The sequence below is a fragment of the Ruegeria atlantica genome, from assembly GCF_013032455.1.
GTDB lineage: Bacteria > Pseudomonadota > Alphaproteobacteria > Rhodobacterales > Rhodobacteraceae > Ruegeria > Ruegeria atlantica_B.
In genome coordinates, this window is sequence record NZ_WQCF01000009.1 from 35,087 (window position 1) to 47,896 (window position 12,810).

Here is a 12,810-nt window from a genome sequence, read left to right on the forward strand (position 1 = left end):
AAGATACTGTCACACAGTTTCAAAGGCCGGTCACTGCGTTGATTTTGATGAAATTACAGCAGATGCTACCAGGAGCCCAGCAATGATGGCACCGATATTTGCCAGAGCTTGCCATTCAGTTGTGAGGCCACTTGTCACCCCGTCAAGCGCAACTGATCGCAAACCTCGCAGCGCAGTCGCCCCGGGAACAAGAACCATGACGGCCGGTATCAGGACTGTGGAAGTAGGTTGGTGCCGCATCGTCGAAAAAATACTGGCGAATACCCCGACTCCAAGAGCGCCAAGAAAAGAACCTTGCCAAAATCCAAGACCTGATCCGAGACTCACTCCGAAGTGAGCAACAAGACCTGCCAGTAAAACCCAGATAAAGTCTCTAGGCCTGACCTGAAAAACAAATGCAAGTCCCGCGACCAAGAGTACCGCGAACAACCAGACCCAGATTGTATCTGGAGGCGAGGAGGGTAAAGGCGGGGCTATCGAATGCACATGAGATAAAAGTGCTAGTCCGATTGTCGCCCCAATGAACAAATTCAGCAGCGTCAATGTTCCGGCTGTTAGCCTCTGAAGCCCGGAAGATATCTTTCCTAATGACAGTTCAGCAATACCGAGAGTTAAGGAATACCCAGGTAGCAGGACCACCAGCCCCGCCAATATAACGGATATATGGTTGCTTCCGGGGAAGATAAAGCCGAACAGAACGGCTAGCGACGCAACCAACAGGCCCGATATGAGCTCAATCTGCCCGCCACATTGCGGCCAGCTCCGACACAGCAGGACCACGGCAAAGACGGCCAGGCTGGCAACAGCAGAGAAAAATACATCCATCCATCCAAGATTCAATAGAACACCGAAGCCAGCCCCACACAAAGCATAGCCAAGCCCAACCAATAGAGGTCCAAACGCAGGAGGCTGGGTCTTAACGTCGTCCATGGCTGCAAACGCCTGCCGAATAGTCAATGAACCATTTTCGATACCCGCCCTGATCTCGAACAGTCCGTTGACGCGTGTCAGGTCGAAACCCGGCGACGGCATTGGAGCAAAATGAATCCTTTGCCGTCTATCTTTCGGAAACCAGACAACGAACAAAATCGATGCTGGTGTTACTTCGAACTTTCCCATCAGCCCGACGGACCCAGCCACCTTTTCCAGCATCGATGCAAGCCGGTGTGATGAGATACCATAGCTGTGAGCAAGGGTTCCCATATCGATCAAAAATCGGAACGCCTCTTCATGTTTGGGATCATCAAAATAGCCGTCAGGCAATAGGAGCATCCTCCGCGCACTTATCGAAAGCCCGATTGATCGCGGGGATATTGCAGACGCCGCGGCGCGCAATGAACACTAGTCGCGTTTCAGGCTGACATTCACGCCAATGCCGTTCCGATGAAAGAACCGCGCGGCGACCGACCATCTGCAGCAGATGCCGGCAGGTAGGATCATCACTGGCGTAAATGAACCCTTTGGCGCGGAGGACTTCCTTCGGTAAGTGGCTGAGTACCTGGTTCAGCAACCCCAGCCGAAGGGGTCGGTCGCTTTTGTAATTCCAGCTTTCGAACGTATTTTCATGATGGTGATGGTCAGCAACATCACGACCTATGCACGTTGACGGTTCCTGCGCGTGGTCGGCTTGAGCATTGACCGCACTGTGTTTGACCAGTGGCTTCCTTGCATCTAGTCCAAGCAAGACGTCGACTGGCAAACGACACTGACAGGCTTCGATCACCTGCGCTCGCGGATTGATTGAAGACAGCCAGCTCTTCATTTCCCGCAGCGTTTCATTGTCCACCAGATCTACTTTGTTCAGGATGATCAAATCCCCGCTTTCAATCTGTTCGCAGGCCAATTGTTGCTCTTTTTCCGGCAGACACCCGGCCTGTTCGGCGTCGACCAAGGTCAACACTCCGTCCACAAGAACGTCATTGCGAATTTCCGGCTGCAAAAAGGCCTGATACACACTCTTGGGGTCAGCGACACCACTCGCCTCGATCAGAATATGATCAGGTCGCTCTGGGAGGTCCACAAGGCCCAGAACCGCCCCTATCAGATCGGACCGAATGGCACAGCAGATGCAGCCATTGGCCAGGCCCACGATGCTTTCGCCAACATCTGCTATCAGATCGGCATCAATGTTGATGGAACCGAAGTCATTCACCACCACGGCGGTCCGCAGCCCATGATCTGAAGTGAGAATGTGATTCAACAACGTGGATTTTCCAGCGCCCAAGAACCCGGCCACGATGGTTACCGGGACGGGAGCGTTAGCGTGGGTTGTATTATTCTGCGTCACTTGGCCAACAAAATCTCTGCAGTGCAGTTCAGAACCCGAAAGAGAAAAATTCGCTCATGCGCGTTTTCACTTGGTTCGTGCCAGCGACCGGACCGATATCTCCTAGGTACCACCGCACACTGATCTCTGGCTTCGACAGGTCGGCTGTTGTGTTAACCAGTGTTCTTTCTTTCGGGCCGGCTTCGGCCAACTCATCATCTACAAATGCACAGTGAATAGAATCCGTGAGTGCGGTGACGTCTTCTTTCGTGAAGGGCGGTGTGAGGGCTGCATACGTATCTCGCAAGATGCACTGCCGCGTGAATGTGTTGTGCTCATGGGTCATATCAAAGTCCGGGTACGTGCTCGGGCCAGGGTACCTGGAATTTGGGTGGTTCGTCACAAACAACGGCTCATTGGCTTCACGGTCTACAAAGACATAGGCCTGTGAATGCCGGTCGATCTCGAACACGGTGGCGTCACCACTCTTGTCCGCGATCATCATGTGACCCCGCATGATGGTTTGCATGATGCGGTTTTTAAGGATTACTTTTTTGGCCTCCTCGACCGTGGCGCACGTATCTATCAAGAGCGCAAACAACTGAGTCAGAGTAACGCCGGACACATTCTGGCCGCCGGGAGATCCGATTTCGTCACCAACACCCCATGGATCGTGCATCGCCGTGATGTAGAGACCTTTTTCGTTGATTGCGTCGAGCCACGGCGCCAGCATTTCCTGCCCACCCACATGGATGCTTCTGAATCCTCCTTTCGGACGAGTTTCCAGAACAACGCCGCGTGACCAGGCATTTTTTGCACCTTCGGGTGGTATCTTTCCCAGAAGCCCACTCCACAACGGCATCGCCGTGAGATCAAAGTTTCTGGAAACAAATGTCGCGCCTTCCTTCGTCTTCTCTATGGGAAGAACGGCTCCCGAACAGGTGTTCGCGCCCAGGTCCGCGCCTCTTGCTTCGTCATACCAATCAAACGGCAAGACGGTCGCATCGAAAACGACGTCATTCTCCGGCAGTCCATAGGCGCTCTGAACACCCTTGCTTCGTTCCAACATCTGTCGCCAATTCGCTGCCATATACTCACGGCGGGCTTCAGCATAGACAGGGTCGTCATAGACGCACAATTTGCAGCCGTATTCACTCTTGGCCAACGTACCAAGATCGAAACCGATCTCTTCGTAGCTTCCCTCGACAATTATGTGTCGAGGATTCGAGTAGTCGCTGTCCTTGAATGGATAGATCGGGTCATTCTTTACAATTGCCATTTGTTCCTCCTGAACGTCTTTCTTGCAATCAGGGCGATGCATCTTGATTTGAATACTTCAACTGTTCCTCTGAGATTGGCCAAGGAATCCTCAAACGCGGACCGGTGCGCGAACTGCACGGCCAGCCATTGCATTCGGGTCAAGCTCCGCGTTCCGGATCAGGAATGTACCGTTGACCAGTACATGACGCATGCCCACCGAGAGTGCCGAGGGATTTTTGAAATCAGCCTTTTCGCCAATCGTTTCCGGGTCGAACACAACGACATCCGCGTCTGAACCCTCCTGAAGCCGTCCTTTCCGTTTCATCACTGGAACGCTTTCTTCTAGGATGAGCGCCGGGTTCAGAGAAGTTTGACGAATTGCATCCATCCAACTGATTATGCCTCGCTCGCGCACCCACTTTCTGAAAAACCGCGCGTAGTTGCCTGCAGCGCGCGGGTGGTTGTTCAGGCCTTCCGGTAAAGGCCACTCATCCTTTTCGTAGAAACTACCGTCAGCCTGAACGAAGGGCAGGCCGTCAGTGCAAATCGCTGTTCCGGGAAACAGGACGGAAATGTCCAGCAGTGCCGCATCATGCGCGTCATCATCTTCGTGCAGAAAATGAACAATGACGGAGTCCTCGGGGTGAGCTTCACGGGCAGCGACGAATTCTTCCTTTGTCTCAAAGTCTTTCATCGTTTTCACAAGCGTGAAGTCGGACCATTCAACTTCCATGCGTTCTTCGACATCTACGGGATCCCATTCAGCTGCACCAATGCCGGAGTTGCCAGCACCATAGACGTAGGCTTCGGTCGTGATCGGTAGCCCAGCCTTCTGGGCGTTGCGAACGATGTCGTGTATCAGAGGTATGTCGCGCAGGCTTGTGCTATTCCAGTGGCAGATATGTGTACGTGCGCCTGTGGACGCTGCCAGCCCCGCCAGTTCAATGACATTGCGCGTACCACTGTTGGGATCGAGAACAGACATATTTTGAATATGCGTATATGTCGGCTGGTTGTATTTCTTAGCCAACAACCAGAGTTCGCGTAGTTCTTTCAATCCAGCGCCGGGCGTGTATCCCCACGGGCAACCAATGCCAATGGCGCCTTCTCTCAATCCTTGTTCCGTTAGCGCAAGTATGGCGTCCAGTTCCTTTCCGTGGGCGGGGTTTTCGACCCATTCCGTTGAGCCCAAAGATTTCAGTAGAAATGCGAGTGACGGTTCGGGTTTGCCCCCGGATACAGCGCCGGGGCTCAACGTCATGATCCGTGCCGCAGCCCAACCGGCAGAGCATCCAAAGTTGATGGGACGGCCTTCTGCTGCACAATTGTCGTAGAACTCGCTGACAGGTAACATGCCGGCCTCAAGCTCTAGGGCTGTAGTTAACCCATCGAACGCCTGAATACGGTTACTGGCAATGTTCTGACCGTGGGCGTGCAGGTCTATGAAACCCGGCGCAACGATAAGGCCAGTAACATCAACAACTTCTTTTCCGTCCAGCGGTTCGGTCGAAATGGCCGCGACGGTGTCATCTGCAATGCCGACGTTGAGTACCCTGTCCGTGTAAGTCTCAGGGTCAATGACACGTCCGCCGCTCAATACCACGTCGAATTGCTGTTTTTCAGAACGCATATTCCTTCCCCTATCTGTGGACAGTAAAAGGCGTATTTGCTTGTTTGTTCCCTTGGCACTCCGAAGCCACACCTGCGTCGAAGAATTTGCCCCTTTGTAGACTTGCCTGCTCTGTCCTACCCGAGTTCCAAAATCGCCTGCGGAAATTGATCAAAATTTCGAACTGCGATTGCTCCGCCACAATCAGTCCTTCAATCTTTGAGGCTGATCGTCACCTTGTCTATTTTTCCGGTGAAACGGCTTCCTTCACGGTCGTAGTCTTCGACAACGGGTGTTTCAGCATCGAAACCCGTGCCCGCGCTTTCGTCAGCCGAAAAAATGGCAAATTGCGTTTTATCGACCTTTGCGGTTGCCACCTGTTTGTCGTTGACAGACAGCGTTACGGAGCCACCTTTTCCGAGGTCGCCTTCCTTGCCGTCGTAAGCGAAATCCATTTTGATCGTGGCTTTGCCTTTAGGCAATGCTTCGCTGCCAGAGGCCTTGGTGACATCAAGGCCAAGGTAGTTATAGGCGAACACCGGCTTTCCATCTTTGAGGTACAAAGACCAGCCGCCAAATCGGCCACCTTGGGAAGTGATGACGCCATTTTCGGGTTTGTCGCCACTTTCGATTTCAGCAATTATTCCCCACGACGTGTTCTTGATGTTGATAAAGTCATTCTCCAGCAGGTAATTCATGCCTTCGCCAAGGGTCAGGCTTTTTCGGCCGAACATGAGATCTGGCCTGCCCGCCGTCACCGGGTTGAATAATTCCTGCCGCCGGTCATCGAGTGGTAAGACGTTGTATTTCGGGGCTTCTTCAAGGAACGCCTTTTGCAATTCAGCCAGCTTTTCGGGGTGTTTTTCGGCGAGGTTTTCCGACATGCTGAAATCCTCGGCAACGTGATAAAGTTCCCAGGTGTCGTCAGCAAATTTGTTTTCAACTTTGCCCCAGGGTTTCAGATGGATTGTTCCTGCGAACCACCCATCCAGATAAATTCCGCGGTTCCCGAACATCTCAAAATATTGAACAAGGCGCCGGTCCGGGGCCTCAGCGTCTTCGAAGGAATAGGTTAAACTCTTACCTTCGATTGGACGCTGAGGGGTTCCATTGACAACACGTGGTTCCGGGACACCAACGGCTTCCAAAATTGTCGGCACGATGTCGATGACATGATGCCATTGAGTGCGAACCTCATCCTTGGACTTGATGCCATTTGGCCAGCGCACGACCATCCCGTTCCGGGTGCCGCCGTAGTTGGAAGCAACCTGTTTTGTCCAGGTGAAGGGGGAATCGAAGGCGACAGCCCATCCAGCCGACATGTGCGGATAAGTCTCGGGACCACCCCATTTGTCGTAATATTTCAACATGGTCTCTACAGAAGACCCGTCGGGTTCGTTGTTGAAATATGTGAGCTCGTTGTAAAGCCCGTTCATCACGCCTTCTGCGCTCGTCCCGTTATCGCCAGCGATATAGATGAGAAGCGTGTTGTCCAGTTCGCCCATGTCATCGACGGATTTGAGCAGCCGACCTATTTCATGGTCGGCCATGTCAAGATAGGCGGCAAACACTTCGGCTTGACGTGCAAAAAGTTTCTGTTCGTCCGAAGAAAGATCGGACCAGTCTTTGATATCATCCGGTTTATTGGCAAGCTTTGTGCCCTTGGGAATAATTCCCTGTTCAAGCTGCTGTTTGTGAATTCGTTCGCGGATCACATCCCAGCCTTCGTCGAATTTACCTTTATGCTTGTCGATGTAATTCTGAGGCACGTGATGTGGAGCATGAACTGCGCCGGGGGCGAAATAGACAAAGAATGGTTTGTCCGGGGTGAGCGCCTGTTGGAATTCGATCCAGTCAATCGCTTTGGTCGTCATGTCGTTCATGAAGTGGTAGCTGGGGTCGTCCGGTGTGTCGACGCGATTTTGGTTGTGAAAAACCGCAGGCGACCACTGATTTGTTTCACCCCCCATAAACCCATAGAACTCGTCGAAACCTTGGTAGTTTGGCCAACGGACCATTGGACCTGACGGGCTGATCTCCCACACCGCAGTCTCGTGCCACTTTCCGAATGCCGCGGTACTGTAGCCATTTTCACGCAGGATGGTTCCGATCCCCGCGGTGTCATTTGGCAACATGCCTGTCGCGCCAGGGAAAGATGTCGCAGTCTCCGATATTTTGGCTTGATTTACAGAATGATGGTTGCGCCCTGTGCGCAACGCCTGCCGCGTCGGTGAACAAAGTGCCGTAGTGTGAAACTGGGTGTACCGAAGACCCTCCTCAGCCAGAGCAGTCAGTTCCGGGGTCTCAATCACGCCGCCAAATGTGCTCGTCCCGCCGAACCCGAGATCGTCGATCAGCACGATCACAACATTCGGGGCGTCTTTGGGTGCAGTCACCTGAAAGACTGCTGGCGGTGTGGCGTCTCGTGCGTCCAAAGTGGTAATTGGGGGATATACCGGCGCTGGGATTGGTAACTCATAGCGGTTGACAACTGGTTGCAGTTTTTCTTGCGCCGCTTCGTCGGAAATACTTGCGGTTGCCCCCAGCACGAGTGACGAGGTGAATACCACCACGGTGACTATCAAGTTTGTTTTTGGCATAAGAACCTCCTCCGCAAAATCGGCTTAAATTGAATGAGTAGGCGTGAACCGCAGGGCGAGTGCGGGGTGCTATGTTCCGGTATTTTTAGGGGCGTCGGTCCTTAGAACAGGTCATTACATGCCAATGTCAAACTTTTTGAAGCCCATATTCGTGGACTTCATCAAAGCGGATGCGCCTTCCAGAAAACTGTTTTGCACTGGACTTGACGACGACAAAACACTGTTTTGCCAAAGCTTGGTAATTGCTTAGCCGAGAGCGAGAACGATCCAGCTGTTGAGCAATTGGGGCGCACAAAGGCTCTGGTTGAGCGATTGTGATGTGGCGCGAACTGACCGGAAACTTTCCGACGACGTGGTAGCTTTTGGATCTATGAAAAACGACGCTGTTCTTTTTGCGTGGGGTTGCCATGAACAATATCACTACAACCATTTTGCATAGTATTTCGTGTGGTTTCGCCACTATAATAATGGGTTCCACGCTCGTCGTCGCTGAAACTTCGAATCCACCGAAATTGAAAATGACAACACTTGTCCCCCCCGAGGTTGCGACCCCGGACAAGGTGGATTCTCCGATTGGGTCCTTTGAATTCTTTGACGGAGTACCGACTCAGGAAACAGTTAAACTGGTTTATGACAATCTAGATCGAATGCGCGGCGTCGACGTGTTTCTCAATCTGCTGCCAGCCGTTTCAGTTTATGGGCTTCGCATAGGGCACGAAAACGTATCTGGCAAAGGAAGCAACAAAGTCTCTTTATTCAAGGGCCTTATGGATTCAAAATCGCTGTATCTGACGGCCAATACTTCTACATTATACGCTTTTGCCTTCACAGACTTGGATAAAGACGGCCCCACTGTCATAGAACTACCATCCGGCATGTTGGGCGCATTGAATGACGGTTTCTTTCGGTACGTAGGCGACTTCGGCCCGGCTGGCCCCGACAAAGGGAAGGGGGGAAAATATCTGATTCTTCCGCCCAATCACAAAGGTGATATACCCGACGGGTATTTTGTCTTGGAGCCCAAAACATTTCGCAATTGGATCTTCTTGCGGGGCAGTGTGTCCGATGGGTTGGAGGAAGCTGTTAATAACATCACCTCGAATCTGAAAATCTACCCACTTTCCGAGGCAGATGACCCTCCAGAAACCGAGTTTACCGATGTTTCGGGTAAGTCTTACAACACGTTGCCGCCAACCGACTTAAGTTTTTTCGAGCAACTCAACCAGGTCATACAAGAGGAGCCCCTGGGGTCTTTAGATCCCGAGTTGCGCGGGCAGTTGGCAGCCATAGGTATCGCCAAATCCCAATCCTTTGACCCCGACGAACGGATGAAAGCGCTCTTGGAACAATCTGCCGCAATCGGGAATGCCACAGCGCGGTCAATTGTTTGGTATCCACGCGAAAAAGCTGTCCAGATTTATCCGGATACAGACAGCGCATGGGTTATGGCCTTTGCCGATCGAGACGTGTTTTTCGAACAAAACGGAGCGCGTAACCTTGATGCCCGCACCATGTTTTTCATGAACTACACAGCAGTCACCCCCGCCATGGCTAAGCCCAGGCCCGGAGTGGGCTCGGATTACGCCATCGCTTATCTTGATGACCAAAAGAAACCATTTGACGGGTCCAAAACTTACAAACTCACTCTTCCCAAAGATGTTCCGGTCAAAGACTTTTGGGCCGTGACGCTTTACGACACCCAAACGCGATCCATGCTGCAGACGGATCAACAGTTTCCAACACGAGGAAGCAACAGTGAGGGGTTTGTCCAGAACGCAGATGGTTCATATGACATATTTTTTGCGCCAAAGGTCCCAACAGGGCAGGAGAACAACTGGTTGCAAACAATTCCAGGAAAAAGTTGGTTTGCGATTTTGCGCATCTACGGTCCCGAGCAGGCATGGATAGATCAGTCTTGGCGCCCTGGTGAAATCACAGAGTTCGAGGAGTAAATAGTTTATGCGCCTGTGTAATAATTTGGCGCGAGAATACCAAATGTTGCGATTCTAATCGGCAACACTGCCCAGCAATTTGTCAGGCAGCCATGTCACGACCTCGGGCACTATGGTCAATATGGCAATACCCGAGAGGAGTATCAGCCAATATGGGAGAGTCTCTCTGGCAGCTTCACCTACAGACACCTCATTATTTGCAATACTGGACAGAATAAACAAATTGGGTCCAACCGGTGGTGTCACCATGCCAATTTCGATCAGAATGGTGATTATTACCCCCAGCCAGACCGGATCGAAACCCAAGCCGAATAATAACGGAGCAATGAACGGGACCGTGAGTAGCAACATCGAAATCCCGTCGAACAAGCAGCCGAGCGCAATATAGATCACGACGATTCCGAAAAAAACTGTGTACGGACCGAGGCCACTTTCGCTTATGAACGCAATCAATTCGCGTGGAAGGCCCAACATAGCCACGGCAGTTTTCAGCACCACAGCTCCGACTATGACAAAAACTATGGCGCCGTATTTTGCCATCGCAGACATCAACACGGGTACCAAAGACGTGGGTGTCAAATCGCCGATGGTAAGCCCAAGCAGTAAAACCATGAAAAATCCAAAGGCCGCAGATTCCGTGGGTGTCGCCATACCTGAATAAAGCGGACCCAGCACCGAAAACATCAGGAAGATTAAGGGCCAGACCTGGACCAACGCAGTCAAACAGTGAACTAACCCCAGACGTTCGTATTCCTTCGGAAGCAATGACGGGTTTATCTGGGTTCTTGCTGCAATGAAAATCATGAATGCGAGACCAAACCCAAGAGCCGGCACTATACCCGCCAAGAAAAGCTTCCCGATTGACGTATCGGTCATTGCACCAAAAAGAATAAGTGTGAGGCTCGGGGGGATTAGCAACCCCAGCGTCCCGGCTGCGGCCAAGGACCCAACGATCGTGCCCTTGTGGTACTTTCTGCGTGAAAGTTCGGGATAGGCCGCCGCCCCGACGGCAGCTGCAGTGGCGGAACTGGTACCGCTGACGGCACCGAACATCATGCAGACAACCACGTTTGTATGCAGTAGGCGGCCCGGTATTCTTTGAAAAAGGGGAGCAACCGCCCCGTAGCTACGCGTGCTCAACCCGCTGGCAAAAAACAATTCTCCGATCAAAACGAAAAGTAAGATGGCGCTGAATGCAAAGTTGTTAAGGGTCGCCCAGACACCCTCAAAAGCAATAGCCAAATTTCCGCCGCCACCTACAAACAGACCAAACAAAGTTAATCCAGCAGCCATAAGTGTGGCTCCCAAAGCTACACCACCAAAGCCGAACAAAAGCAGAGTGGAGATGATGACAGCCCACATCATTTCCTTGGCTCGTTTTGTGAATAATGATCATTCGGCCAAGGTGTTAAGAACTCCCCCGTGAGCAGATTCGAGATCAAGGCGAGCTCGAAAGAGGTTAACGCGATCAACGATAGAACTTTTATTGGGGCAATCGGAATCTCATTGACTTCAGACACTTCTCTGTAATGGAGCGAATATGAGATATCTTCAAGCGAGTAGAACGCGAATATTCCAACCACCAGGATAGTCGCCATAAGTGCAATCCTGTGAAAGTTAGATTGCATCTCGGCTGATAACCGGCTTGTCAGAAAGTCGAGGCTGATATTTTTTCCTGCACGCGCCGCATATGGCATTGCAAACAAGCTGGAAAGCACAGATGACAGCGTCACCAACTCATCAGTAAACCCCAAGGGAATGCTGAAGAAATATCGCGTAACGGCCGAGGCGAATACCAGCATCCCAATAAGGCATGCTATGGCAGCCGACAATGCGAGTTCGACGATACATAGGTTATCAACGAAGCGTACAAAATATCGGGTCAATTTCGAACTCCAAGAAGGGGCCAGGTTTAGCTTACCGGCCTTGCATTTGCCCGGTGAGCAGAGCTTCAATCCGCTTTCATTCGGGCCACGACGGCTTCGGCGTCCGGTCCCGCATTCTTAGCCATTTCATCCCAGGCCACCAAAAGAGCGGCTTGGATCTCTTCCAGATCAGTACCAGATAGTTCGCCGCTGTCGGAAAACCCGCTCGCATACCTTTCCTGTCGGCTATTACTCGCAGCCGAACGAACTTGGTGAGCGGCAGACAGGGATTGCTGGAACGAATCCCGACCTGCATTTGTCAGCGCCGATCTCTGATCATCATCCAACGCGCGCCAGGTCGGGTCGTTCACGACATAGGGCATAGGGGCCGCGATCCAGGGCATCATTCGCAACTCATGACGGGCGACTTCCTGTATGCCGATAGTCGATGCAATCTCGGCAGGAAAAAGGGCGCAATCGATGACTCCGGTTTGAAGGGCAACGTAAAGATCTTCTTTTGGAATGATCTGAGCGGCGACACCAAGTTTTTGGAACGCCAACAGCTGGTGTTTTGTCCACACACGAACTTTTTTCAGGCGCAGTTCAGCCAAGGTGGCAACCGGTTCGCTGCAAAAAAACGAATGGTCCAGAAAAAGCGGCTGAATGTAACCAACAACATGTAAATTGAACTTATCTGATAGGCCGGTTTCCATCATTTCTTTAAGTCGGGGAATATACTTGTCGTACTTCGCCGTGTCGGTGATTACTCCGTCGGGCAGCGCGATCGACAGGCCGGGAAGCTCGCGCGTGTAATACGGTGTCGCCAGCGCGGCAATTTGCACAGTATTTCTTTCAAGGTGACGGATCAGGTCTTGTACAGGAAAGCCCAATCCCCCCGGATAATAGGCTTCAATCATTAAGGTGTCTTTTGACTGTTCTTCAGCTTGCTGAAAAAAATCTGCAACCATTTTACTGTCAGGGCGATTTGGTGCAGCCGGAATAAACCCTTTTAGCGTGATGTCAGCATATACCGGTGCAGTGACAAGCGTTGCGCCCACCACGCATGAAGTTATGAGCCTCTTTAGCATGCTGTTCCCCCCGAATACGGCGCGTATTCATGAATAGTTTTGCCGCGAGCTGTTCGGGCACCCCTAAGAACGGTTCTCAAAAGCATCTACCTACAATAGATGTTAACCCGACACCGATCAGCCTCTGGTCATTTGACGCCAACTCCCTCAGATCGAAGCACCAGGTCCAC

Annotated in this window: 10 protein-coding genes; 1 reads left to right on the top strand and 9 read right to left on the bottom strand. The window is 51.9% G+C overall.

What is annotated here, in order from left to right; translation table 11 throughout:
* Window positions 1-30: 30 nt before the first annotated feature.
* The 6 genes from GOW93_RS15550 to GOW93_RS15575 form a co-directional block, all read right to left on the bottom strand.
* Window positions 31-1,263 carry a threonine/serine ThrE exporter family protein gene (locus GOW93_RS15550; protein ID WP_170386248.1) on the bottom strand — a complete coding sequence of 411 codons (1,233 nt, stop codon included), beginning with the start codon at window positions 1,261-1,263 and terminating at the stop codon, window positions 31-33.
* A complete protein-coding gene (locus tag GOW93_RS15555) occupies window positions 1,256-2,236 on the bottom strand; it encodes a CobW family GTP-binding protein (RefSeq protein ID WP_170386251.1) in 981 nt (326 codons plus the stop codon). The genes GOW93_RS15550 and GOW93_RS15555 overlap by 8 nt, the downstream gene beginning before the upstream one ends.
* A gap of 79 nt (window positions 2,237-2,315) precedes the next feature.
* A complete protein-coding gene (locus tag GOW93_RS15560) occupies window positions 2,316-3,545 on the bottom strand; it encodes a carcinine hydrolase/isopenicillin-N N-acyltransferase family protein (RefSeq protein WP_170386254.1) in 1,230 nt (409 codons plus the stop codon).
* Between the two features lie 90 nt (window positions 3,546-3,635).
* A complete protein-coding gene (locus GOW93_RS15565; protein ID WP_170386257.1) occupies window positions 3,636-5,156 on the bottom strand; it encodes an amidohydrolase family protein in 1,521 nt (506 codons plus the stop codon).
* Between the two features lie 191 nt (window positions 5,157-5,347).
* The gene (locus tag GOW93_RS15570) at window positions 5,348-7,735 is read right to left on the bottom strand and encodes an arylsulfatase (protein ID WP_170386260.1); all 2,388 of its coding nucleotides are present in this window, start codon (window positions 7,733-7,735) and stop codon (window positions 5,348-5,350) included.
* Window positions 7,736-7,862: 127 nt separating this feature from the next.
* Window positions 7,863-8,144 (bottom strand): hypothetical protein, encoded by a 282-nt coding sequence (locus tag GOW93_RS15575; RefSeq protein WP_170386263.1) that lies wholly within the window; start codon window positions 8,142-8,144, stop codon window positions 7,863-7,865.
* Window positions 8,145-8,253: 109 nt separating this feature from the next.
* Here GOW93_RS15575 and GOW93_RS15580 point away from each other — a divergent pair, with 109 nt between their 5' ends.
* Window positions 8,254-9,687: a DUF1254 domain-containing protein gene (locus tag GOW93_RS15580; RefSeq protein ID WP_217354796.1), complete on the top strand. Its 1,434-nt coding sequence runs from the start codon at window positions 8,254-8,256 to the stop codon at window positions 9,685-9,687.
* Between the two features lie 54 nt (window positions 9,688-9,741).
* Here the strand turns inward: GOW93_RS15580 and GOW93_RS15585 are convergent, their stop codons facing one another.
* The 3 genes from GOW93_RS15585 to dctP all read right to left on the bottom strand — a co-directional run bounded on the left by GOW93_RS15585 (window position 9,742) and on the right by dctP (window position 12,640).
* Window positions 9,742-11,052, bottom strand: a complete 1,311-nt coding sequence (locus tag GOW93_RS15585) for a TRAP transporter large permease (RefSeq protein WP_170386265.1) — start codon at window positions 11,050-11,052, stop codon at window positions 9,742-9,744.
* A complete protein-coding gene (locus tag GOW93_RS15590) occupies window positions 11,049-11,573 on the bottom strand; it encodes a TRAP transporter small permease (protein ID WP_170386268.1) in 525 nt (174 codons plus the stop codon). The genes GOW93_RS15585 and GOW93_RS15590 overlap by 4 nt, the downstream gene beginning before the upstream one ends.
* Before the next feature lie 65 nt (window positions 11,574-11,638).
* Complete coding sequence (dctP, locus tag GOW93_RS15595) at window positions 11,639-12,640, bottom strand: TRAP transporter substrate-binding protein DctP (protein ID WP_170386271.1); 1,002 nt, start codon at window positions 12,638-12,640, stop codon at window positions 11,639-11,641.
* Window positions 12,641-12,810 lie beyond the last annotated feature (170 nt).